This window comes from Pseudoalteromonas sp. MMG012 (assembly GCF_018100875.1).
In the GTDB taxonomy this organism is placed as follows: Bacteria; Pseudomonadota; Gammaproteobacteria; order Enterobacterales; family Alteromonadaceae; genus Pseudoalteromonas; species Pseudoalteromonas aurantia.
Genome location: NZ_JAGJEF010000018.1, coordinates 14,052 through 38,871, shown reverse-complemented (window position 1 = coordinate 38,871; position 24,820 = coordinate 14,052). Strand labels below are relative to the sequence as shown.

Annotated in this window: 18 protein-coding genes; 5 read left to right on the top strand and 13 right to left on the bottom strand. The window is 39.9% G+C overall.

Features of this window, described 5'->3' with window-relative positions:
- Positions 1-18: 18 nt before the first annotated feature.
- The 5 genes from J8L97_RS08675 to J8L97_RS08655 form a co-directional block, all read right to left on the bottom strand.
- The gene (locus J8L97_RS08675) at positions 19-1,455 is read right to left on the bottom strand and encodes a lytic polysaccharide monooxygenase (protein WP_211048820.1); all 1,437 of its coding nucleotides are present in this window, start codon (positions 1,453-1,455) and stop codon (positions 19-21) included.
- Between the two features lie 46 nt (positions 1,456-1,501).
- Entirely contained in the window at positions 1,502-4,645 is a 3,144-nt protein-coding gene (locus J8L97_RS08670) for a glycosyl hydrolase family 18 protein (protein WP_211048818.1), read from the bottom strand.
- 693 nt (positions 4,646-5,338) lie between these two features.
- Positions 5,339-6,310 (bottom strand): sensor histidine kinase, encoded by a 972-nt coding sequence (locus J8L97_RS08665; RefSeq protein ID WP_211048816.1) that lies wholly within the window; start codon positions 6,308-6,310, stop codon positions 5,339-5,341.
- Positions 6,307-6,858, bottom strand: a complete 552-nt coding sequence (locus J8L97_RS08660) for a heme NO-binding domain-containing protein (protein WP_211048814.1) — start codon at positions 6,856-6,858, stop codon at positions 6,307-6,309. The genes J8L97_RS08665 and J8L97_RS08660 overlap by 4 nt, the downstream gene beginning before the upstream one ends.
- Positions 6,855-7,991 carry an HDOD domain-containing protein gene (locus J8L97_RS08655; RefSeq protein WP_211048812.1) on the bottom strand — a complete coding sequence of 379 codons (1,137 nt, stop codon included), beginning with the start codon at positions 7,989-7,991 and terminating at the stop codon, positions 6,855-6,857. The genes J8L97_RS08660 and J8L97_RS08655 overlap by 4 nt, the downstream gene beginning before the upstream one ends.
- Before the next feature lie 92 nt (positions 7,992-8,083).
- Here J8L97_RS08655 and J8L97_RS08650 point away from each other — a divergent pair, with 92 nt between their 5' ends.
- Positions 8,084-9,406, top strand: a complete 1,323-nt coding sequence (locus tag J8L97_RS08650) for an HD domain-containing phosphohydrolase (RefSeq protein WP_211048809.1) — start codon at positions 8,084-8,086, stop codon at positions 9,404-9,406.
- Here the strand turns inward: J8L97_RS08650 and J8L97_RS08645 are convergent.
- Positions 9,403-10,953, bottom strand: a complete 1,551-nt coding sequence (locus J8L97_RS08645; RefSeq protein ID WP_211048807.1) for a PAS domain-containing methyl-accepting chemotaxis protein — start codon at positions 10,951-10,953, stop codon at positions 9,403-9,405. The two genes, J8L97_RS08650 and J8L97_RS08645, sit on opposite strands and share 4 nt — an antisense overlap.
- Before the next feature lie 333 nt (positions 10,954-11,286).
- On the opposite strand from J8L97_RS08645, the gene hemH reads away from it, so the two are divergent.
- Entirely contained in the window at positions 11,287-12,306 is a 1,020-nt protein-coding gene (gene hemH, locus J8L97_RS08640) for a ferrochelatase (RefSeq protein WP_211048805.1), read from the top strand.
- Between the two features lie 48 nt (positions 12,307-12,354).
- Here hemH and J8L97_RS08635 read toward each other — a convergent pair whose 3' ends face one another.
- Both J8L97_RS08635 and J8L97_RS08630 read right to left on the bottom strand, forming a co-directional pair.
- Complete coding sequence (locus tag J8L97_RS08635; RefSeq protein ID WP_247688589.1) at positions 12,355-14,904, bottom strand: bifunctional diguanylate cyclase/phosphodiesterase; 2,550 nt, start codon at positions 14,902-14,904, stop codon at positions 12,355-12,357.
- 174 nt (positions 14,905-15,078) lie between these two features.
- Positions 15,079-16,488, bottom strand: a complete 1,410-nt coding sequence (locus J8L97_RS08630) for a YfcC family protein (RefSeq protein ID WP_211048803.1) — start codon at positions 16,486-16,488, stop codon at positions 15,079-15,081.
- A 230-nt stretch (positions 16,489-16,718) separates the two neighbouring features.
- Between J8L97_RS08630 and J8L97_RS08625 the strand changes: the two genes are divergently transcribed.
- Entirely contained in the window at positions 16,719-17,132 is a 414-nt protein-coding gene (locus J8L97_RS08625; RefSeq protein WP_211048801.1) for a hypothetical protein, read from the top strand.
- A 23-nt stretch (positions 17,133-17,155) separates the two neighbouring features.
- On the opposite strand, the gene J8L97_RS08620 is transcribed toward J8L97_RS08625, so the two are convergent.
- Positions 17,156-18,757 (bottom strand): sensor domain-containing diguanylate cyclase, encoded by a 1,602-nt coding sequence (locus J8L97_RS08620; RefSeq protein ID WP_211048799.1) that lies wholly within the window; start codon positions 18,755-18,757, stop codon positions 17,156-17,158.
- A 228-nt stretch (positions 18,758-18,985) separates the two neighbouring features.
- Here J8L97_RS08620 and J8L97_RS08615 point away from each other — a divergent pair, with 228 nt between their 5' ends.
- Positions 18,986-19,168 carry a hypothetical protein gene (locus tag J8L97_RS08615; RefSeq protein WP_192509776.1) on the top strand — a complete coding sequence of 61 codons (183 nt, stop codon included), beginning with the start codon at positions 18,986-18,988 and terminating at the stop codon, positions 19,166-19,168.
- Position 19,169: 1 nt separating this feature from the next.
- On the opposite strand, the gene J8L97_RS08610 is transcribed toward J8L97_RS08615, so the two are convergent.
- The 3 genes from J8L97_RS08610 to J8L97_RS08600 form a co-directional block, all read right to left on the bottom strand.
- Positions 19,170-20,360: an alkaline phosphatase family protein gene (locus J8L97_RS08610; RefSeq protein WP_211048797.1), complete on the bottom strand. Its 1,191-nt coding sequence runs from the start codon at positions 20,358-20,360 to the stop codon at positions 19,170-19,172.
- A gap of 108 nt (positions 20,361-20,468) precedes the next feature.
- Positions 20,469-20,984 carry a hypothetical protein gene (locus tag J8L97_RS08605; RefSeq protein ID WP_210995217.1) on the bottom strand — a complete coding sequence of 172 codons (516 nt, stop codon included), beginning with the start codon at positions 20,982-20,984 and terminating at the stop codon, positions 20,469-20,471.
- Between the two features lie 340 nt (positions 20,985-21,324).
- The gene (locus J8L97_RS08600) at positions 21,325-23,496 is read right to left on the bottom strand and encodes a S9 family peptidase (RefSeq protein ID WP_211048795.1); all 2,172 of its coding nucleotides are present in this window, start codon (positions 23,494-23,496) and stop codon (positions 21,325-21,327) included.
- 237 nt (positions 23,497-23,733) lie between these two features.
- Between J8L97_RS08600 and J8L97_RS08595 the strand changes: the two genes are divergently transcribed.
- Positions 23,734-24,204 carry a nuclear transport factor 2 family protein gene (locus tag J8L97_RS08595; protein ID WP_211048793.1) on the top strand — a complete coding sequence of 157 codons (471 nt, stop codon included), beginning with the start codon at positions 23,734-23,736 and terminating at the stop codon, positions 24,202-24,204.
- 10 nt (positions 24,205-24,214) lie between these two features.
- Here the strand turns inward: J8L97_RS08595 and J8L97_RS08590 are convergent, their stop codons facing one another.
- Entirely contained in the window at positions 24,215-24,793 is a 579-nt protein-coding gene (locus J8L97_RS08590) for a MarR family transcriptional regulator (RefSeq protein ID WP_192509771.1), read from the bottom strand.
- Positions 24,794-24,820: the final 27 nt, after the last annotated feature.

Sequence of the window (24,820 nt, the reverse complement as noted above, 5' to 3'; positions counted from 1 at the left end):
CCATTATAGAAATTGGCGCTATAGCTTCTTCCATACTTGTGCTGAACCGGGTTCTTCGCCTAACGTCCACCACTTAGCTTCATAATTATTTCCATTATGACTGACCTTGTCTCCGCCAACATACGTGCCATCAACCCGCCATTTAGGAAATTGTGGTGCAGTTGTGTTTTTGACAGTGACAGGAACGGTTGCTGAAGTGCTCAGTTCACCATCTGATACCGTAACGAGTATTGAAAAATCGGTGTCTACATCTACCTGTGAAGCTGTAACATCAATCGTTGCGCCACTACCTGTGAACGTTAAAGGACTCGGCACCTGCCATTGATACGTCAGTGCCTGCTGCTCATCATCAAACGCATGAACATGAAGTTGCGCTGTGGCACTTTCATCTAGGATAAAAGGTTCCGGCTTATGAATTTTAGGTGCTGTATTCGGGGCTTGTACTTGTACTGTTAAGTTATAGGTATGTTCACTATGACTTACAAATACTTCATTCGACAATAAATTCTGAGCATCAAAGGTAATGTCACCACTCGCTTGGCGCACACCAACTTGCACTATATTGGCGTGGTCCAAATTAAGCATATCTGCCAATTTTTGCTGCCAATTCAATTCATTATCCGCGGTCACTTTTAGAGACTTACTAACAATTTCTTTACCTGTGCCGTCAAAAATACGTGTCCATACCGTATCTGTTACTTTTGCAGACTGACCTTGTTTTAAATAATAACCAGCGCTAGTCCAGTTAACTGGGCCGGTGTCTCGAACAATCGTTATATCACTACAGTTATAAAAACCCTCACCAACAACATCAATACGTTGCCAACGGGTATATAAAATTGCATCACCAACTCGATCTTGAGGAATGGCAACTTTCATTTCATAAAAGCGCTTGCCATCTGGGTCTTTAACAAAATCCACATTTCCAACTTCAGTCACCAACTCGAGATCCTGCCAACCCAAGGTATCAACTGACGGATCAAAAGTTGGCTTGCTGATGTAAAACTTCCAAAAGCTTGGGTTATGTGGCGTTGTCGCACGAAACCGAACTGCTAACTCATTTTGCGCATTCGGGGTAACCTCGGTCTTTTGCCAATGCGACGAAGGTAAATTCATCCCGCGTTTTTCATTCGACCCAGCTGCACACAATGTGCCATTAGGAATATTTTGCTCTACTGCAGCTTGATTATTATAATCGGGTGTATTGACTGCAAATTCATGTTCTTGAATGAACTGAACATACCCAGACTCTAAAAAAGCAGCGCGACACGCTAAGTTTGGAATACTGGAACCATCATCTGGCCACCAATAACCACCTTGCGCCTGACAGATCGCTTGACGTGCTTTAGGGATCTCCATAAAGCCATGTGCCATTACCGTTTGACTTACTATTGTTAAGGCAATGGCGCCAATACTAGAGCCCAGACGTGATATATTCTTATCTAATGTTTTCATAATCATTCCCTTTATTAGGGCAGCTTAGCTGCCCTGAAGTTGACGCTTATAAATTACAGACTTTGTCATAATCACTGCTTGTCTGTGGTGCTTTATTCGACCACCATTTCGCTTTGTATACCTTGTTCCCTTGAATAATCAAATCACCTGCCGCTGCATGCGTTGAACGTGGGAATGCTGGATAAACCGAAATATCTGCAATCGGCACTCCTTCACAACTGGTGATTGGACCGCCATCCCCATTACCTGGTTTCGCAGCTGGTAGTTTCGGATACTCAAATTTAAATGCGTAACGTTTACCGTCTTTCTCTGCGACAAAGTTAGCAGGGCCTGTAATGGGGTTGTAATACATCACTTGTGCATTAACCGTTTCACCTGGCGCAAGTGATTTAGGTACACTTCCCCACTCATTGACAAGGGTGATTGAGAAGCGATGATATTCATTCTCGAAACCACCAATGTTATTACCCGCGGCATTTGAACCATTTACGTCAACTGCCATAGTCAACTTCTCTTGTGCAGCCCAATTTGATTTAAATATCGCTGATGTCGATACCGGCACATCAAATGAAATTTTTGCCCCGCTTAAGTCAATGGCAGAGTTATTGGTAAAAGCAAATGTCGGTGCAATAGGGTAGTTGTCATCCCCCGTTGGGAAATCCTTCGCTACAAAAGAAACATCAACGGACTCAGTTGGCACAACGAATGTCGGGTCACCATTATGAACATCGTATGCAACACCACTTTGGTTGAACTTGTTATAAGCAAGCGATGTCATGCTTGAACCCATAAAGTACTCACCTTTAGCAGCATCGTAATCATAATCGCCGGCCAGTTCCCAGAACATGATCCCGCCCAAGCCATTATTAATTACATAATCAACTTTAGTGCCCATAGACTGTTCATCTTCAATTGAAATGAATACTTTTTTGTCTGCATTCCATAACCAAGGTGCTACAGCAACAGAATCATAGTGGCGAGTATAAGTCCCTGTTAATACATCAGTTGGATCTGTGTCTGGCGTGAGACCATATACCCCTAGGTAACTTGGTGTAACACCTTTTTCAAGGTTTTTAGCATGCCAAAGTGGATTTGACCCCGCTGGTACTTCATATCCGTTATCATTCTTATCATGCCAAAGGTTATCAATACCTACAGCACCATCACCACATTTATTCTTCTCACCAACCCCAGTACCCGGCGCACATGCACTTTGGTTTGCAAGTGCTGCTTGCCCCCAAAGGCCATTTGTTCCACCCTGTACATTTTGAAATCCACGCGTGTAATAAGGTATACCGATGTTAATACGTCCAGCAGAAATAGCGCCTCTAAAATAACGCACGGCCCAATCTGTATTTAAATATCCAATCCCTTCAAATTCTTTTGTTCCATACACATCCCACTGCTTTAATTCAGAATCTAACCCGGTATCGAACAGTGCCGCATTGTGTCCAACATGCGAATTCCATGCGCCATGTAGGTCATACGACATGATGTTGACGTAGTCTAAATACTTAGTCACTTGGAAAGTTTCCATACCACGTAGCAAATAACCGGATGAAGGTGACGCTATTGTCAGCATGTAGTGCTTACCATCCACTTCACCCGCTTTATCAAGTACCTCGCGTAATCGTTTCATCAGAACTTGGTATGACGCATTTAATCCTGCACGACGCGCATTAGAGATAGGGAAGTCATCAGGGTGACCTGAATCCTTCATTGATGACGGATATTCGTAGTCTATATCAACCCCATCAAAACCATACTTTTTAATAAAATCAACAGAGCTTTGTGCGAAAGCCTCTATGCCAGCGTGATTGACTGAACCATCTGCATTGGTTGTCATTGTGTAGAAACCACCGCTTTTAACACGTTTTCCATCCCCACCAAAGAACCCACCAGTTTCAGCCCAACCACCAACTGAGATAAGTGTTTTAACATCAGGGTGTTGCTTTTTATACTTGTTCAACAAGTTAAAATGTCCTTTGTAAGGCAAGCTTGGATCTAACTCTGCACCGGCGACACCAGGCCATTCCATATTGGTGGCTGGATTGCCAACTGCATTAGGATCACCGATTGACACTTTATTCGCTGCATCAACATGTGCAAAGGCATAGTTAATATGCGTGATTTTGTCCCAAGGAATGTCATTGACTAAATAACTAGGTTGACCGTTTGCGCCGTTACGCCAGCTTGTAAAATAGCCAATTACACGTCGAGGGTGATCTGCCCCCATTACTTCACGACCATTTTGGTCGTAAATAGTACAATATGGGGTGTTAACACCTGGAGTTTGATATAAACCTGCTGGCTGACAAGCATCTCGGTTATCGACTTGCCCTGGTTCTACAACCGTTAGGGTCTTACTTACTTGACCTGTGGCACCTTCATTATCAGTTACCGTTAACGTAAATGTAACCGAACCTAACTGAGAAGCCTGCCAAGTGTGCATCGTTGCTGAACCATTAGAAGCTGCAACTTCAACACCGTCGACTGCAAAGCTTAGCGCCGTTACTTGACCATCACTATCACTGCCAGAAAGGTTAAATTCAACGCTTGAACCTATCACCAATTCAGCCGGTAGGCTCACCAGTTCTAATGCCGCTACTGGCGCTTTATTCACCGGATCTACTACAGCTTTAACAATTACTTGGTTACTCAATTTCGTTGACACAGCACCTTTATCATCGGTCGCTTTCACCGAAATTGTATGCGTACCTTCTGTTGCCGCCCAAGCGCTGTCAAATACCTGACCTGCACCCTGTGTATCAGTTGCCACAAGTACATCATCAACATAAAACTCAACTTTGGCTACAGTGCCATCAGAATCTGTTGCGTTTACGCTAATGGCAACGCTGTCATTTACGTTAAATTCAGTACCTGACGCGGGCGTTAACCCCGATACTGTTGGAGGTGCGTTATTGACAACGCTGTCACAAACACCCAACTTAATCCACTCTTGCCACGGGTTAGAATGCGTAACAGGATCAACTTTATTCCACCACTGTGACTCATAAGCCGCATCCGCTTTTTGAACAACATCGCCTTTTACATACGCTGTATTTTCTTGCCAAACAGGTACGCCTGTACAGTCATATGGTAAATCTGATGCATAGCCTACGCTTGAAAATAAACCGAGGGATATAGCACTATATTTTAATGCCGACTTGAACATTTTTTGTGTTCTCATGATTTCTCCAACCTTTACATGTAACTTTTGTTTAACAAATTAACATTAAAAGTAACACATAGTTTCGGCTCGTCAATCGCCCCCTGAACACTTTTCAACCAGTACTGGCCATTAAAATAGTAATAATGTCGTATTTTCACTAAAACTAAATGAGTAATATTCAGCCTCAACAATTCAATTTTGATATGAATTTGACTCATCTTAACGTTTCCTAATATGAAGCCATTAAGTTATTAAAAACAGTACATTGCAGGGACGTATATTGAATTCATTACTAATCAATTGGCTTTCGGATAAATAAAACTAATGAATATAAAATACTCACAATAATAACCCAAAGATATAATATATATCTTTTGATTATAAAAAAACAAAGTGAATTTACCTAACTTTCATCAATTGACCCACTAAAGAGTAATACCACTGTAAACTTTAGAGTTGTAACTCAATGTTTTGTAAATAATTTATTCTCATTTTTAACAAAAACAAGTTCCAATCGAGTCTTCTATATACATTCAGGTACAAAAAAGTAGACTTCCGAGGTAGGAAATAGGCCATTTATATTTCAACAAACTTAGCTGGATAGAAATAAAGCGATACATTAAAGAGTTTGATACACAACTTCTGAGAAATAGTTATACTGAAAAGCGTGATTTAAAAATGAAACCTGTGAACACCACAATGTGAATGGCATTACGCCAATACGTCTTGTGGATCTTCTGCGATAGGAAAGTGGCACAAAACACGAGTGCCTTCATTAAGTTTACTCTGTACTTGGATCTCACCTCGATGTTCTTTTACGATGCCATATACTATCGCCATTCCCATCCCTGTACCTTCACCGACTGGTTTGGTGGTAAAAAAGGGTTCAAAAATACGGTTTACCGTATTTTCATCCATACCACAGCCGTTGTCAGAAACCTCCACATAAATATTTTCGGTGTCAGATGAAACCTCCACGTTAATTTGTGCATATTGCCCCTCAACAAGATCACATGCGTACTTAGCGTTCAACAGCAAATTGACAAATATTTGATTCGTTGCCGCCAAGTTAAAATAGCTAAGGGGTAAAGGATCTGTATTGCATGTCACTTTACAGTTCTTCAGTTGATTCGTTAATAACTTCAGTGCACCATCTAAAGATTCGGTGAGATCAGCCATCGCCATGAGGTTATTCTTTGGCCTAGCGAAACTTAATAAATTGTTCACTATGGCGCTTATCCGCTGTAATCCTTCATGTGTGTCATCTAACAGTTCATCTAAGTCTTCTAATACAAAGTTAAAGCTTTGCTCTTGATCCAATTGAATCAATACTTCCTTTACCTGCTGCTCAGAAACTGTTTGAGCCATAACTTGTTGCGCCAGTTTAATTAACGACACCAAAGTGGGTGTTAAGTATCGAATACTCTCTAAGTTACTGGTTGCATACGCCAAAGGGTTATTTATCTCATGAGCTACACCGGCAGACAAAGTCCCTAGTGTTGCCATTTTCTCAGTTTGCATAAGGATGGCTTGTTGATTCTGTAATTGATCTATTTTTTCTTCAAGCGCTTGATTAGTGTTAAACAACGCACGTGTTTTATCTTCCAATAAGCTTTCTAATTCATCACGGGCCGCCTTTTCCCTTAAATATGCTTTTTTATAATTATGCGTATCATCACTCATATATTTGTACTCTCATACCTAACTTCAATCACGCATGCATCAGCTCCTTGATGCATACACTCTACGTGATCTAATGTAACATCAATACTGTAGTGCGCAGCCGCACCATAAATAAGGCCCTCGGCACATAAGCATAATTTTCGTTTTGAATAATATTGCATCAAGATAAAACCTTCACGCACCAATTCGCATTCTATTTTTGGTAAATTTGGCTCTTGATATAGTTTTGCCACTTCAACATGAATCACTGAGTCAATCCCCATGATCAAAGAACTGAAGCCATCAAATGTATCTACAATTGTAGGATGCTTTTGTAACAAATAACCAAATAAATACTCGCCAAACGCTTTTAATACATCCTGTAATGGCAATGACAAAGCCACAGCCACATCTTGCGCTAGCCCGACAAGCTCTTCATCCGGGTAACTTTTTGCAGAAATATACACCCTGTCATCAGGCGCATTTTTTTCGAGTAAACTTTCCCACGCAGCCATGCCACACTTTTCTATCACTAACGACTCTAACCCTCTAAAAATAACGCCTTTCACAAAGCCTCCTTATGAGTTTTTTGCCACTCAAAAAACCAGTTCTGAGTCGTTTGTAATAACCCAAGTCCATCCAGTAAATCATATTCAGTTTTATTTAAATCAAATGCCTGCTTACTATATACTTGCTCAACCACTCTATGTATTAAAGTTAATGATACCTCTTGCTCTGCAGGGAGTTCATCAATTAGTTGCGCCCTCACTATGGCTTCTTCAAATCCCCATAATGCTAACAGATAAGCGGCTAATGTGTATTTAGACACTCTGCTTTTATCTTTTGAATACTGAACTACGCAAAAATAGGTCAATTCACCGACACCACTTAAAAGCGCCACAGCAAATGACAATAGCTGTGTTTGTGTATCTTGGTGCAACATTTTTGCAAGTAATTGTGCCATATTCGCTTTTTGAAAAGCCTTGTTAACCAACTGATTTAATGCTTCTTGCCCAGTACTATTCAATAATTGCTGTGATAACTCACAACATACAACTATTGCTTTCAACCCATTTAAACCAATGCGAATAATGGCTTGCCTAAAGTCGGTGGTATGATTATTAAAGCCTATAAAAGCCGAGTTAGCGACTTGTAGCACTTTACCAGACATAATAGGGTCATGACTGATGTGTTTAGCTAACACATCAAAATTAGGCTCGTTATTTTGCAGCTCTTTCAACATACTATGAGCCACCGTACTCAAATATGGTAAATCAGACAATTGCCCTAGTATTGCCCGTGTCGAGGATGTAATAGGGAGTCCCTGTAATATTACGGCACTGTCTAACACCTCCGTTAAGTGAGCTTGTGTGAACGGTTTAACCAAATGAAAATGTATCGTATTGTTTATTTGCCATTTGTAATTGTCATTCAAATCACCACTCAGTAAACACCTAATGGCGGCTGGACAAACTTCTTTTGCACGCTCTAATACCTGCGCTCCACACAGAATAGGCATCATTGAATCACAGAATATGACATCTGGTGTGCCATTACTTTCGATACAATTAATAAACTCTTCTGGAAACTGCAAGCAACTGACAGTTGCCTCCTTATATAGGCGTCGTAGCGTCCGAGACAACGCCCTTAACAGAAGTTCATCATCATCAATGAGCAGTATATTCAGCGAATTATCAGCCATTCATTTCATCCACAGCGATAAAGTATTTGTTTATACCTACAGCTTAGTCTAAATTTATCAACATACATACTCATCTAATGCGCTGTTTTTAAATGGAAGATTTTGAAAAAAGAACTAAGTTCCCTGTACAAATAATGTGCCTTGACGATGAGCCTAGTGTTTTGCGTGCACTCGTTCGCCTACTTCGCCATCACAAATTACAAGCCGTGCCTTTTACCGAAGGCGCTGAGGCACTGGCTGCCCTCGAAAAACAAGATTTCGCACTGATCATTAGCGATATGCGTATGCCAAATATGAATGGGGCTGAGTTTTTAGAAAAAGCAAAAGTCATCGCCCCCGATACCCAGCGTATTCTATTAACTGGGTACTCAGATCTCATATCAACAGTCAACGCCGTTAATCAGGGAGAAATACATGCTTACGTGAAAAAGCCCTGGCAAAACCAAAGGTTGATCTATCTTATCGAACAAGCGATTGAGAAATACAGACTCAAAAAACACAACCTAACGTTACAAAAACAAATTGTTGAACAAAACAGTAAGCTTAAAGAGTTAAATGACTCTCTTGAGCTGTTGGTAGATAAAAGAACAAAACAAATTCGGCAGGTGTTAAAACAACTCGAAGTAGCCAATGAACATGAACGAACCGACCATAAAGCCACCGTTGAGCTCTTGTACAATTTCATCAACGCAAATCCAAATTTAGATGCACAACTTGCCAAAAACATTGCCACAACATGCTTACATATCGCTCAATTTCTCAAATTAAGTGATAAATTAATAGAAATGGCCAATATGGCGGGTTACCTAGCACAGGTTGGGCTACTCGCAATGGATCCTGCTTTATATAAGGTGCCCCCGACCGAGCTCAATGAAAAACAGAGAAAGTTGTTTTATACTCACCCGGCCACAGCACAGCTCATGCTAATGCCAGCCCAACATTTAAGTGAGGTTGCGGAAGCAATATACCACCAGTTTGAAAAATACAATGGTAACGGTATCCCCAAAGGTCTTAAAGGCAGCGACATTCCAATATGTGCTCATATTTTATCCGTTGCTCGTGATTATTGGCAAAATATCAGTCTCAGTCAAAAGCCACAGGAACAACGATATACCGACGCACTAGAGTTAATCAAAATGTATAGTGGTAATTTTTATCATCCAAAAGTGGTTTCGGCACTAGAAGCCACACTAAAAGATAAAAAGAATACCCAATCTGACACCGTCAAATCTATGGATATTCTTACCTCAAAACAATTAAAACCAGGTATGATCCTCGGACTTGCCATTCATAGCCACAAGGGCATCATGTTGTTACCTAAAGGCCATCAATTTACTGAAAAATCAATAAATAAACTACAGCAACTGGAAACGCAAAAGCCCACACCTTTTAGAATCATGATAAAAGATGATTAACGTTTAAAGCGTACAACAAGCTCATACATATCGTTTGCGACTACCGTTAAATTTTTACTCACGGCTTTCACATGTTCTGCGCTGTCTAAGCTTACATTCGCGAGTGACGCAATGTTGACAACCTGTTGGTTTATGTCATCTGATACCGCGGCTTGCTCTTCAACTGACGTTGCTATTTGCATAGACATATCATTTATTTTCTCAATGGCACCATTGATCCTTTCCAGCATTAGCGTACTTTCTTCTAATTGCTCGATACCAAATTGGGACTCCTTCTGACCTCGCTCCGCAATATCTACGGAATTTTGAGTACTATCAGTTAACTGCTGAATTATTGTATGAATTTCCTGAGTAGACTGCTGTGTGCGTTGAGCTAAATGTCTCACTTCATCTGCCACTACTGCAAATCCGCGACCTTGCTCACCAGCACGCGCTGCTTCTATCGCAGCATTTAATGCCAGAAGATTAGTCTGCTCTGCGATTTGGTCAATGATTTGCGCAACATCTGCAATACGTGCAGTTTGCTTTGACACACCCAGCACAGAATCACGAATCAAACAGACGGTATTTCCCAACTCAATAATTGCTTGCTTGGTAGCCACACTCAGCTTTGCACTATCATTGGCCAATAATAAAGAGCGTTGCGCTTCATGGGCCGTAGATTGAACATGGCTAGAAACGTCATTAATAGTCGTACTCATCTCATTCATTGCTGTAGCAACTTGTTCAGTTTCCAACTGCTGCTGCTGCAATTTCTCATATGACTCAGTGGCACCGTACAATGCACTATTTGCTCCATTTGATACATCCTTTGCCGAATACTCTATCCGCGTAATGACTGTATTCAAGTGTGCTTTTTCGCTCAACAAACGGACCTGGATCTTTGCCATTTGACCTTCCCAGGTAGAATATATTCGTGTAGCGACGTCATCACAGAAACTATGTGCAAGCGTTTGCTCCAATCTAGATAGCTGCTCATTATCACGCCATAAATTATAAGAACTCAACCCTAGCGCATTAACAATAAGCCATGTAAAAGCCACTGTTTCAGATAAAAAGAACCAGATCAGTACTGCTGATATGACCATAAATAGGGGCCAAATAGCCCTTAGTTTAGGCAGCTTTAATGACGTATTACTTCCATTATTAATTGTGCGATATAACTGCTCAGCACGCTGGATCATCGCTCTATCTGGCAAGGTCCTGACCGACTCATAGCCAACAACTTGACCATTTTCGGTTACCGGAGTTACATAAGCATCAACCCAATAAAAATCCCCGTTTTTGCACCTGTTTTTAACCACTCCCATCCAGGGCTTGCCTGATTTCAACTGCTGCCACATCGTTTGAAATGCAAGTTCAGGCATATCTGGGTGTCTCACTAAATTATGGGGCTGCCCAACTAATTCCTGCCGAGTAAAACCACTGACAGAAACAAACTCATCGTTACAGTCAACGATATTCCCTTGTAAGTCTGTAACGGAAATAAGCTTAGTATTGTTTGCAAATGTTTTCTCATTATTTGTGACAGGTTGATTCAGACGCATAAATCCCCTTTAGGCTAAAATTGCAACAGTGCACTTGATGCTTAGCTGATCCCTCCTCACATTGGGAAAGTGATCATTATCAAATACAAAAAGTGTCGAGAAATTACGTGTATCAAGGCAGGCTTGCAAGCGAGAAAAGCTGAATTGTTTTGAAAATAAGACAAAAGAATGAATAATATATTATCGCTTTTTATTTTGTATTAGAATAGATCGAGTTTTCAGTTACGTACGTATCAAATATCTTGTAAAATTATAACCAGATAAGTTTCTAACTTAAGTACCTATCTATTACACTCTCAAATCTGCATTAATAATATGCTCAAGGAGCTCTATGTGTCCCGTTTTTCAGCCGTTACTGACAATCCACACGATCAAAGATTTAATCAAAAAACTGGGATCTTAGTTACGAATTTGGGTAGCCCTGATGCCCCTACAGCGAAAGCTTTACGGGTCTATTTAGCTGAGTTTTTATCAGACCCCCGTATTGTAGAAATACCTCGCCTAATCTGGCTGATGATTCTGCATGGTATTATTTTGCGTGTTCGCCCGAAAAAATCAGCAAAAGCTTATGAGTCTATTTGGACGGAAAATGGTTCCCCCCTTATTCATATTACAGACCAACAAACTGAAAAATTGTCACTTTTGATAAAACAACAGGGCTACGAAAACACTGAAGTAGTGATGGCGATGCGTTATGGCAACCCTTCCATAGAGTCAGGCCTTGAACTATTGCGAGATAAGGGGTTAACACGGATCATTGTTTTACCGCTATACCCGCAATACTCGAGTCCCACGACTGGATCAACGTTTGACGCCGTGGCCACGGTATTAAAAAAGTGGCGCTGGGTACCAGAATTACATTTTATTAATGGGTATCATAAAACACCAAAATATATTTCCGCATTGGCCGCATCGATAGCGGAAGATCTCGAAAAACACGGTACGCCGCAAAAGCTCGTATTTTCTTATCATGGAATGCCTAAGCAATTTCTTAACAATGGCGACCCATATCATTGCCTATGTCACCAAACGACCAGTCTGGTTGTAAAAGCGTTAGGGCTAGATAAAGATCTCGTTATGACCACCTTTCAAAGTCGTTTTGGTAAAGCTGAGTGGTTAAAGCCTTATACTGATGAGACCCTCACCAACTTCCCTGCGCAAGGCATACACGATATTGCCATTGTCAGCCCTGCATTTAGTGCTGATTGTTTGGAAACATTGGAAGAATTAGAAGAAGAAAACCGAGAGATTTTTGAGCATGCTGGTGGGAAAAGCTATCGATACATTGCCGCTTTAAACGACCGAGATGATCATATCGATGCACTCTTTGATGTGATAAAGCCGATGCTTTAAATGTTTTTGCGCGTCAATCGTTGACGCGCAAAAACGCCCTAAGACCGATTAAAATATACTGACTTTTTCTGCGTAAATAGCCGTGTCTGCGGGTGCTTCTAACATCTCTAAACACTCATTCAATGGTTTTGCAGGACTATAGTAAAAGCCTTGAATATTATGGCACCCAAACTGCTGTAACATTTTAAGCTGTACCGCTTGCTCCACACCTTCTGCAATCACGCGGATATCTAACTGCGTGCTCAATTCGATTAGGCATTTAATCATTGCTTGTTTTGAAGTATCTGCAACTAAGCTATCAACGAAAGACTTATCAATTTTGACATAATCAACTTGGTTTTCGATTAAGTTACTTAACGAAGAATAGCCCGTACAAAAATCATCTAACGCAACTTTTACCCCCTTTGCTCTGAGTTCACTCAGTACATGCCAAGTATATTTATTCGTTGCCATAGATTCTGTTACTTCAATTGTAATGGCATGATAGGGTAACTTAGCTTTTTCTATCGCCTCACTAATTAACGCCACTTGATTATTCGTGCTTTTAAATTCATTCACTGAGCGGTTAATTGAAATTGATACATCTGTAAAACCCGCATGATGCATTAAAGATAAATCATGACAACTTTGTTCCAAAACAAATTGGCCAATGTTATGGATCATACCAAACTCTTCCGCAATCGGAATAAAACGCCCAGGAGAGACAATCCCATACTCATCATCAAACCAACGAATAAGTGCTTCAAATTTTCGGATGTTTCCCGTTCTCGCATCAACAATAGGCTGATAATGCACAGTCAACAATTTATGCTTCAACGCATCTTTAAGTTTATCTCTTAACTTAATTTTATTTAGGTAGGCATTTTGAATAGCCGCATTATGCAGCGCAATACTTCCTACTCGGTGTTTTTTGGCACTACCTAATGCATGAGCTGCGTTTCGAAGTAAATTTGCCGCCGTAATTTGCTTATCGTTAGGTAATATTGCTACGCCGGTACTTGCTGTAATTTCTATAGTTAAATCATTAAATACATAGGGCAAACTCAATTTTTTACTCAGCTTTTCGGCTATCAGCATGGTGCTGTCATCGTCACCGCTGTCTAATAAAATCGCAAATTCATCTCCACCATATCGACTGATTGTGTCTTGACTACGCAGCGCATTCTTCAACCTTTTAGCGACAGAAAGCAACACTTTATCGCCTGTTTCAGGACCAAACACGTCATTAACCTCTTTGAAACGATCTAATCCTATAAACAATAAAGCACAGCTTGTTTGTTGTGCCCGAGAGTCCGAAATCTTAGCTTCGAGCGTCCCCATAAAACTGCGTCTATTTTGCAAACCCGTCAAAGGTTCATGATTGGCATAAAAAGTAAGCTGAGCTTCGTTACGTTTCCATTGTGTGATGTCTCTAAAAATTGCAACATAGTTGCATACAAACCCTTCTTCATCTTTCACAACACTTAACGTGAGCTCTTCGGGAAAAATTTGACCGTTTTTCCTACGGTTATAGATCTCCCCTTTCCACATACCTTCCTTACTCAGTTGGTTCCACATCAATTGATAAAACCGCTTATCTTGTTGTCCTGATGATAAAACAACCGGATCTCTCCCTAACAACTCATGTCCGGTATAACCCGTTAAGCGTTCAAATGCTCGATTCACCATAATGATTTTGTTGTTTTTATCAGTGATCATAATGGCTTCCGTCGCATGCTCAAATACCACATTTGTTAACTCAAGCTGACGGTTTAATGCTGAAATATACGACACATCTTGTACCGTTGCGCTAAATACGCGTTCTTGGCTGTCTTCATCCCATTCAACACGGCCAATAATTCTCAATAACCCTTTCAATTCTGAACGCTTTTTGTGGGACACATTGATATCAAACGTATCTAATTTATTATCACCAATTTTAACCAACAAATGACGTAACTTTTGCTCATCGAGTATTTCCAAGTGAGATAAAAAGACATTCAAGGTGATGTCTGGGTTATGGTGCTTAAGCAAACGCGTCATCTCTGCGCTAAACCAATGTTTGTTTTGATGAATACGCCATGTCCAAGAACTCAACTTAGCAATTCGCTCGCCTTTCGCTAATTGCTTCAAGAGTAAGTCTCGTGAAGATAATGCCAAGTTGTGATTAAGTTCCGCCCCGACGATATGGCTAAGCTCTTTAAACCATGCTTGCTCAGCATGACTAACTTGCGTCGGCGAATTAAACATACACACCATTATGCCTATAGGAGTATGATCTAAAGCACGCAACGTAATGCCCAAATAACTATCAATATTCAGTACCTTTAGTATGTCATCATGACGATAAAGGCTTTGTAAATTACAGTTAATCGCACAAATAGAGTCACTACCTTTAGCGTCTTTACACGGCGTGCCTTCTAAGTCGTAAACAATATTTTCTGCTTGGCATCCATCAATGGTATAAAACACCGTTTTAACCTGTGTATCACTGCTCACAAACTTGCCAATGAAACAATGTGCGGCCCCAAACCGTTGATAAAGCATACTCAAAGCAAGTTCATATCTTGCTTCGCTGCTCGCTAAATTATAAAACTGACTAAAAGACACATTCACCATTTCATCACAACTTTATTGTTTTTAAGCAAATACAAAAAATTATTGGCATAGTAATTCAATAAACTACCTCTAACATCAATGTAGATCAATAAAATATGCAATGGATTGACCTAACAGACACAAAAAAGCCACATAAGGACACATGGTCCATATGTGGCTTTTTACTGTTTACTTTTAAGGTTCGATCATTGGCTGTACATCTAACCCATAGCCAAAATAAACCGCAAGTACCAATACCACAGAAGCGGCAACCATCAGCTTAAGCAATAATGGCAAACAGAATCTGAACCAATGTGCATATGGCACACCAGCCATACCGATGATCCCCATTAATACTGCATTAGTCGGAATAATCATATTTGAGAAACCATCACCAAACTGATAGGCCAAAACAGCAACTTGGCGTGGAACTCCCACTAAATCACCCAATGGAACCATCAGTGGCATAGTCACATACGCCTGACCTGAGCCTGATGGTATGAAAGTATTCAATATTGTTTGAATAACCAGCATACCCACTGCGGAAATTTCTGCGCTTACATAGGACAGCGGTAGTGACATACTATGCACTAATGTATGAAGGATTTGCCCATCTTCTAAAATAAGCGCAATACCTCGAGCCACGCCGATTAAAATGGCGGTAGTAACTAAATCTGATACCCCTTCAATAAAGCGTTCTGCAGTTTCATCTGCTGATAGCTTGCCTAATATTGCTATCACCGCCCCCCAAGCAATAAAGACACCACCGAGCTCATACAAATACCAACCTTTGGTAGCAATACCCCACACTGCAACTGTCAGAGTAATTAAAAAGCTCCCTAAAATGACTTGGTGCCGAGTCTCTAATTTAGGGTAACTTGGTTGTACTTGCCCAGCTAATGGACATGCAACCCCTATCATCATTGAATTACTTGGGTCCTGCTTCACTTTTTGCGCATATTGCCACACATGATGAAAACCAATTAATACAAAAGGAATAAAAATAGCGAGCCTAAGCCAAATCCCCGAGTAGACTGGGATCTCTGCAATCTGTTGCGCAATAAGTACAGTAAACGGATTAAATGCGGAAACGCCATAGCCAATACCATACCCAGCAACAATCATACCTACAGCCGTCATGGCATCTAATCTCATTGCTTTACACAGGGCAACCAGTATCAGCACAAAAGGAATATATTCTCCCGCGGTTCCGATGCTACTTGAGGCCATCGCAAAACAAAACACCACCATAAAAATCAGCTTTTGGGGGCGTGAACCATACTTTTCTAAGAGTCGACCGATCAGTGCATCTACCGTACCAGTCGCTCTAGCAATAGCTAAAACGCCACCCACTATCAAAACGAAAAAAATAACATCTTGCGCAGCAGCAAATGCTCGAGGAATTGCAGTCAACAAATCCCATGGCGTTAAGTAGGTTTTATTCTCAATTACCTGATAAGTCCCAGCGACAACCATTTGTCGTCCAGATTCTGACAAACTCGTTTCAAAGAAACCTTGCGGCACTATCCACGTAGCCATTAAAGCAATCACCATCATACCTAACAACAGGATCAAGGTATGAGGGACTTTGAGCGTTCGACCCATATGTACTCCTAAATTTTTGACACCGCACTATGCGACCCCTTAATAGCAACATAATACCCACTTTAAAAACTGTTTTCACTTACTCTCGTTAAACATACGTATATTTGCGCCACACAGAGTCTATATTGTTAAACTCTACTCAATGTTCTTCGCAGTTTTTAACAGTTTCTTACTGGTGTAGATGCAGGATAAGCACAATAATGACATCATAAATTCAAGGGGAATAAACAATGAAAAACCTATTAGTAGCTGTTGGCCTAACATCTTTATTATCAGCGTGTGCACATCATGATGACGTTCGTCCTAGTTCTGATAATCAGCACTACGTCATTATTAAATCATCTGAGCGAGGTCAAGGTGTAAAAGAAGCGCTTGACCAAGCAACGCATTTTTGTAAACAAGATAAACAATCGATGTTTGTCGTCAATGAATCAGTAACATATCAAGGTGAGAAAACAGAGCATGAGTTTTTGAGTGATAAATCTACGGCTGAAATAATCACCAATGCTGGAACTTGGTTATGGGTATTAGGGGATGGTTATGTTGATGATGCTGGTGCCATTGCGTCTATTGCCGGTGCCAGTGCAGAGCATTCATTAGGAAAGCCCTACCTCATCAACCTCAGTTTTCGTTGTGGGAACTAACTCCTTTCTCTAGACGCCCAATATTAACTCGCTTTGGGCGTTCTGCTAAAACCGTCAATATCATCAACTTCAGTTTTATTTCTGCCAGTGTGTTTTGCTTTATACAACGCTTTATCCGCTTGCTTTATGACTTGAGATAGCTCACTTGCAGAACTTGGCCAATGTGCTACGCCAAGTGAAATGTTAACCTGCTCTACAGGCATAAATGTATGATGATGAACTTGTAACCTTAACCTTTCAGCAATAGAGTAAGCTTGATTAAGGTTGACATCAGGCAAAAAAATCGAAAATTCTTCGCCTCCGGTTCTACAAATAATGTCTTCTTCTCTCGCACCAATCAGCATAAGTTCTGCAATACTACGTATTACATGATCGCCTACATCATGACCAAAATGGTCATTAATGCGCTTAAAATGATCGATATCTAACGCAATCATTGAAAAAGGCACTCCTGAGTCTTTACAATGCTCAATTTTTGCTAGCATACCACGGCGATTTAAAAGTTGCGTTAACGGATCTTTTTGTCTATCCAAATCATATTCTTGAATTGTTTTTCCAACTAACTCCGTACCTGAAACAATCGCTTGCTTTAAGTGCTCTGCCTCAAAGTACCACGCGTTAATTGCTTGAACATCAGATTTCGCATATCTATCCATAGCCTTCACTCCCACCGCCAATTGCCACAACGGCTTTGCTATTTTTGAACCCAGTAACAAGATTAGCATTAACATAATAACCGTGATTGGCAAGGTGCTTTTTACCACATTAAGCAATGTACTATTTAGTTGAGAAAGCGTCGCGTCCGTTGATCTTTGCGCCACAATACCCCACCCCGATACAGGCACAGATGCATAACCACTCAACACCTCTCTATTCTCACTATTACGCAATGCCATAACGCCTGAATATCCAGACATCACATGTTCTATGACCGCATTACTCGCTATCGTATTACCCACTTGACTTGAATCTACATGATAAATTAACTGCCTATTTTGAGCGACAACATATAAATATGACCCATCGTTATAGTGGTGTTCGCCGAGCAATCGATTAAGAATATTGTCACCCTGCAAATAAATGCTTGCTGCAATGAATCCTAAATAACCCCCGTCGCTCGCTGTTATAGGATAAGACACACTAATGATTAAATTACCCGCAGGAGAAATAAACGGCTTAGAAATATAAACTTCTTGTGTCGTTAATGGCATAGCACCTTGCCCCTCCTTCACCACAAAGCCTTTTACATTAAGAGTACTAGGCTCTGAAGATAATACTTTTCCTGTGCTATCGACCACCACAACAGAATTAAAACTTGATGTTTGCCGGTGCAATCGATACAACTCATTTTGCCGCAGCGATGCGCTAGAAAAATTAGTCCCTATTTGTTGAGCACTGAACTGTAGTTGCGTAATGACCGATTGTAAAAATAACTCTGTGATTTCGGCTAGCTTCGCCGCATAGACACGGTTTGATTCCAAAGTATCATTAATAAGTAATGACTTTTGTACTTTAAATGTGGCGTATAGAGAATTACCTAACGAAACCACCATACTAAAGAAAGCCAATAAAAAAATTAACCTTTGTAAATCAATTTGTTTTGTTAAATTGAAACTGCTCAACATATCCTTTCCTTGTTAATAACAGCAATTAATACCACTTGTCACCAGCACTTTATCTAACTTTTTCGTCTATCATTTTATTCCGTATCAAAACAACAGTGCAACACCCTCATACTAAAGGCAAGGATTAATCTCACTATGCTCATGGAAACACATGGGAATAGTCGCTTAATATAGTCGTCCAATGTATAATCTCGGTAAAAGAGTTTATGTAAAGGAGTGCTTATTTAAATGAAAGATAAAAAGGTTAACCCCCTAGTTTCACACTTTACCATCGCCTTTATTTTACTCGCCGCATTGTGGATTTTTGTAGACGAAAAAGACTTGCTAGTTTTAGGAAACTCACTGATCCTTGTTTACGTCGTTTATGCACTCGGCTCGCGAGTAATGCCCCGAAAGCCTAAGAAAAAATAACTCACTTCACTGCTTTACGAAGTACACCTCCATTACTGTCTATTTTATTCATCAATTTTAAACCCAATATTTCAGCTATGATTGGGTAGACTTCCAAATTTTCCATTTCACTAATTTTCATTCCGGATTTAAAAGCAGGCCCTTGTGCAATAAAAATAGCTGCCATGTCATCAGTATCAACATATCCATGTGTACCTTTATAAGTTACATTGTTATGTTCACTAAACACCTTTGGTGGTGATGTTTCTAAAATAATATCGGGTATCCTTGGTGAGCCCACATAATGGCGTTTCATGAGTGTGTGTTTATCCAATATAGAAAAGCGCCCTTTAGATTCTATAGTGAGCAACTTTTTAATATTTTGCACATCTTTTGCGGACGCTTGTTTTGCATAGATTAACGCTCTAGGTCCCGTATTTTTAACCACCCACTCTTTAGGGATACTAAGATGTGCTAAATCTATTTGTTGGCTGACATCAACCTCCGTCATACCATGATCAGATACTATAACTAGATTTACGGGGTGAGCGAGCTGAGAAATACGTAGCTGTAAATCTGTGATTAACTTATCAACTTGTTGAACGGCATCATAGACTTGCGTACTATTTGGGCCAAAGTCATGACCGATAGAATCTACTAACGAAAAATAACCTGCCACAAAGTGTGGTCGTATACCTTCCTCTAGAGAAAGCCATTGAATGATTTGATCAATGCGTGCCTGATAGTCGCTTTGTTGTGAATAGTGATAGTAGTAGTTTGGCACCATGCCATTAAATCTAGCGTCCGATTCAGGCCAAAAGTAAGCGGCTGATTTTAACCCCTGCATGCGCGCTAAATTCCAAAGTGGGATGCCATTAAACCAGGTACTGTCGTCCTTTCCAGATCCCATTTTATAACACTCGTTACGATTTTTATCGCAAAACTTGTTATCGATAATGCCATGATTGACCGGCCGCAACCCTGTAATAATCGAAATATGATTAGGAAATGTTTTACTTGGATACACAGGCCACATTTTGTTTACCTGGACACCTTGTTGCGCTATTTTTTGCAGTCCTTTGGCATCGTGCTGTTCAATATAATCCCAACGAAACCCGTCTAAAGATATAAGAACAACAGATTGCTGCTGTGCTGATAATATAAATGACAAAAACAAACTCATACATAGTATGAATCTAGTCAAGTACCACATGTAAGACTCTCACACTTTAAACATTAATTATGATATGAGGTTTTACGCTAAATCTATGACAATACAAATAAATTGCGACAAAGCACATATGGATGGAACTCAATGATATCATTGGTTACTTATCTTTGCTGCAACTAAAGAATAACCATTTGTACTTACCGCCAGATCTTCATCGTTAAGCAAATACAATTCAAATAACCTTTTTTGTTTGCCTTTATTGTTACTACACCAAACAAAGTCATCCAAACTCGAGTTCTTCACTTTGCACCGACTGGGTATTGAATAAAACTTTTGCCACTGGCGCTGTTTTTTATCGTTTGAAAACATTTTTCCCGCATAGGTCATTCCATCAATTGGTGAAGCGAGTAATTCATCATCTGGCAAAGCCAGACGCAATTCACTGTTGGCATTACTATGACTACAATGACGCTGTAGAAGCACAAAGATACGTTGCTCTTGCACTGAGAATTGCTTACTTTGCGGGCTACTTTTGTCGATTTGTGTGATTAAAATCGCTCTTTTATAGGCGAGCTTTTCACACGTTGATGGTGTGAAGCGCGCATTAGAAGCAAAGGCCTGGTGCGCAGTTATCACACTCAGTACAAAAAACACTATCCATCTCATATTAAATCCAGACATCCATATCTATTAAAAAACTTAAGGTAACGTACTCATACTAACATACTGTAGTTGAGTCGGGAGGTATGTAAGACTTGACCGAAAAAAGTGTAGGTCTGTTAATCGCTCAACCTGAGTGCTTTCTTTGCTAGATATAGTACGAATGCATTAAATATAAAACTTAAATATTCATCATTTATTATTGGTTATAGTGTCTCCAAACATGAATTTGTTCATACCACTAAGGTACATGTAATAGATATCGCACATATTTTTAAGCTATCGGCTGGTATGAATTATTTAATGAAGAGCTTAGGCACACAGCGCTAAGCTCTTCATATCCACGTTATAATCGACCGTTTGCCAACTCTACAAAGAAGGCATAATGCAATGCTCGGTCCTTAATGCTTTTATAACGACCTGACGCCCCACCATGGCCTGCTTGCATATCAACTTTAAACAGTAATTTATTGCTATCTGTTTTCTTCTCTCGTAATTTCGCAACCCATTTAGCCGGCTCGAAGTATTGTACCTGTGAGTCGTGTAGACCCGTAGTAACGAGCATATTTGGATAGTCTTGAGTTTTCACTTGATCATATGGAGAATAACTCCGCATATAATCAAAGTATACTTTCTCATTTGGATTCCCCCATTCATCATACTCATTCGTCGTTAGCGGTAAGGTTTCGTCTAACATTGTATTAATGACATCTACAAACGGTACCGCAGCATGTACCCCATGATAAAGTTCTGGTGCTTGGTTGACCACCACCCCCATGAGTAACCCTCCAGCGCTTCCACCTTGGGCATATACTCTATCTTTATCTGCATAACCTTGCTTAACTAACGCACGAGTTACATCAATAAAATCGTTAAAGGTATTCTTTTTATTTAACTTTTTGCCATCCTCATACCACTGTCTACCGAGCATTTGCGACCCTCTGATATGGGCAATGGCATAGACAAAACCACGGTCGAGCAAACTCAGTTTAGAGTTAGAAAAACTTGCGTCACGCGTATAGCCATATGATCCATAAGCGTACTGTAATATCGGATTGGTACCATCTTTTTTAAACAACTCTTTCCTATACACCAGAGAAACAGGTACTTTTTTACCATCGCGAGCGGTAACAAATATTCGCTCCGATGCATAATTATCGGCATTAAAGTCACCTAAAATTTTTGCTTCTTTGAGTATCGCTTTCGTATAAGTATTCAGGTCTATTTCAAACGTCGTTTTGGGGGTAGTCATACTAGAGTAACTGATCCGCACAGCACCGTTACCCAGTTCTTTGTTACCCGTTAAATTAACTAAATAGGCAGGATCATTAAATTCTAACGGATGTTCTTTGCCTGACGCCAAATCCCGAATAGTAATATAGGCTTGGCCCATTTTTCGGGTTTTATATACTAAGTGGGAATCGAAAAGCGCAAAGTCTTCAAATTTTTCTTTGCTATCATGTTGAATAACAGTTTGCCAATTCGCTTTATTTGAATACTGACTCTCATGTACCTTCATCAACTTAAAATTGACTGCATTTAAGTTCGTCGAAATATAAAACCAGTCTTTTAATTTTGCAATACTATACTCAAGCCCTTTCTCTCTCTCAATGAAGCGCTGAGGCTGTGCTTTGGCATTATTCGTATCAATAATTGATACACCTTTAGATTCAGTGCTTGAATGGTGAATGTATACATACTCCCCACCTTTACTTTTACTTATATACGTATAATAAGTATTGTCTTTTTCATTATATACCAACTCATCTGCGCTTTGCGGTGTACCGAGTGTATGCCTGAATACCTGAGTACCAAGTAACGAAACGGGATCTTTTTTCACATAGTAGAGCGTTTTATCATCATTGCCCCACACAACCCCACCCTGGACACCGGTAAGTTCGTCGCTAAGTGTATTACCAGTCACCAAGTTTTTTACCCGAATCGTATAGATACGCCGGCTTAACGTATCTTCTGAATAGGCCAATAGGTCACCATTTGTGCTGATTGAAAAGTCCGCTATATTATAATAATTGTGACCTTGCGCATGTATGTTCATATCAAACAGTAACTTCGCATCCTTTCCCGACACGTTGTCACTTCTATAGAGTGACGGGTACTCTTGCTCACCGAGTGTTTCTGTAAAATAGAAGAATTTACCGTCTTTCACCGGTACTGAACGCTTATCCTTAACCATGCGGCTTTTTATTTCATTGAATAGTGTATTTTGTAGCGCTTGTGTCGAATTTAAGATTGAATCACTATAAGTATTCTCACGCTCTAAATGAGCAAGTACTTTTGGATCACTGCGAGAATCATCTCGTAACCAATGGTAATTATCTTGCATCACATAGCCATGAATTTTAGTCTCATGTGCTATTTTTTTCGCAATAGGAGGTGCAACCGCAGTCACGCTATCATTTGCTTTTGATACAGTGTGAGAAACGGTAGAACTCTCACAGCCCGTAAGCGCTAATACGATACTTGACGATATAAAGCTGGTAAGAATAAGCTTTTTCATATTCCTTTACTCTTTTTATTATAAATTAGATAGATTAGTAATATACCGTAGACTTAACCATATGTCCTGCCAGCAATCTAAAATATGATACTCCCTTTCTCATCGACTTAGAAACGATAGCCTTATTCCATTTTAAAATATGATGATATTTCACATTTCATCTATTCTTTTACGATATTCTGATCTGTATTGGCGATATAATTCGTTGATATTCCATATTTAACTGTAAGGAAAGTCATGCTTAGAACTTTATTCATATGTTCCTTAGCCATAGTGCTGGGTGGATGCCAAATTAGTCAAAAAGACATAAGTGTCACACTCTGTGAAGACGTACTCATGAAGTACCCCCAGCACAGAGATAAAGGCCCAGTGCGTGATTATCAAGCACTGTTCACAGAGGATGCGACCTTTGCGGTACCAAAATTAAATATCTCATTACAAGGAAGTGACGCCATTGCTAACCGTGTCAGAAGCGCCCTTATCACAAAGAAAAGTATTCATATGATCACCAGTATGAATATCACACCTAGTTCAAAAAATAGTCTCACTGCTCAGTCTCATTTTATTTTATATCTCACTAGCCTTGAAGACCGCACTCAGCCTATGAAGGTCTTTAACGGCCGTTATGAAGACCAATTAGTTATAAAGTCAGGTCAATGCTATATACAACGAAGAAACGTACTAATAGATCGGGTTGATACCCTTTAATCACTACACATCATGAGGTGGTTCTTTTGTGCCAACGGATCACCTCTTTTTGATCTCTGGTAATGGTTTTTCCTTGTGCTTCGATGTCTTTTGCAGTGTCAGCCAAAACTTGTTCTGCTTGCAGCTCCAGTTTTTCTAATAGCAGTAATAGCGTCATTTGCTCTTCGCTGGTTAAATTGGCAGTTAAACGGGTTGTTCTTTGTTCAAGGTAACAAGTGATTTTTTTATAAACATCAGTGCCTAAGTCACTTAATTTAACCAATTTAGATCGTTGATTTTCCGTTTTTTTCTCTTCATCTAAATAGTGTAATTTTAATAAGCAATTAATTGCTCGATTAACCGAGTAAGGATCTAACCTAGATTGATAGGCAATATCTGCAGCATTAATCGGTCCATAAGAGCCAATATTCAAAAGTACTCTTATCTCTCGCGTTTCTAATTCAGTAAACTGTTTAATAGCAGCATCTCTATCAATGGCCAACAAATTACTTGCCACTGCAACTCGATACGGTAAGTGATTATATAAATCATATGGCTTTGTAATACCTGCATTTAATGTAAATGCCGCTTTTCGCATTTTATTGCTCATTTAAAACCCTTTTACACCAAAATTACT

Bases quoted from the DNA above. Each gene is read 5' to 3' on its own strand.
- J8L97_RS08675 (WP_211048820.1), bottom strand. From the start codon at position 1,455: ATGAAAACATTAGATAAGAATATATCACGTCTGGGCTCTAGTATTGGC.
- J8L97_RS08670 (WP_211048818.1), bottom strand. From the start codon at position 4,645: ATGAGAACACAAAAAATGTTCAAGTCGGCATTAAAATATAGTGCTATA.
- J8L97_RS08665 (WP_211048816.1), bottom strand. From the start codon at position 6,310: ATGAGTGATGATACGCATAATTATAAAAAAGCATATTTAAGGGAAAAG.
- J8L97_RS08655 (WP_211048812.1), bottom strand. From the start codon at position 7,991: ATGGCTGATAATTCGCTGAATATACTGCTCATTGATGATGATGAACTT.
- J8L97_RS08650 (WP_211048809.1), top strand. From the start codon at position 8,084: ATGGAAGATTTTGAAAAAAGAACTAAGTTCCCTGTACAAATAATGTGC.
- J8L97_RS08645 (WP_211048807.1), bottom strand. From the start codon at position 10,953: ATGCGTCTGAATCAACCTGTCACAAATAATGAGAAAACATTTGCAAAC.
- J8L97_RS08635 (WP_247688589.1), bottom strand. From the start codon at position 14,904: ATGGTGAATGTGTCTTTTAGTCAGTTTTATAATTTAGCGAGCAGCGAA.
- J8L97_RS08630 (WP_211048803.1), bottom strand. From the start codon at position 16,488: ATGGGTCGAACGCTCAAAGTCCCTCATACCTTGATCCTGTTGTTAGGT.
- J8L97_RS08625 (WP_211048801.1), top strand. From the start codon at position 16,719: ATGAAAAACCTATTAGTAGCTGTTGGCCTAACATCTTTATTATCAGCG.
- J8L97_RS08620 (WP_211048799.1), bottom strand. From the start codon at position 18,757: ATGTTGAGCAGTTTCAATTTAACAAAACAAATTGATTTACAAAGGTTA.
- J8L97_RS08615 (WP_192509776.1), top strand. From the start codon at position 18,986: ATGAAAGATAAAAAGGTTAACCCCCTAGTTTCACACTTTACCATCGCC.
- J8L97_RS08610 (WP_211048797.1), bottom strand. From the start codon at position 20,360: ATGTGGTACTTGACTAGATTCATACTATGTATGAGTTTGTTTTTGTCA.
- J8L97_RS08605 (WP_210995217.1), bottom strand. From the start codon at position 20,984: ATGAGATGGATAGTGTTTTTTGTACTGAGTGTGATAACTGCGCACCAG.
- J8L97_RS08600 (WP_211048795.1), bottom strand. From the start codon at position 23,496: ATGAAAAAGCTTATTCTTACCAGCTTTATATCGTCAAGTATCGTATTA.
- J8L97_RS08595 (WP_211048793.1), top strand. From the start codon at position 23,734: ATGCTTAGAACTTTATTCATATGTTCCTTAGCCATAGTGCTGGGTGGA.
- J8L97_RS08590 (WP_192509771.1), bottom strand. From the start codon at position 24,793: ATGAGCAATAAAATGCGAAAAGCGGCATTTACATTAAATGCAGGTATT.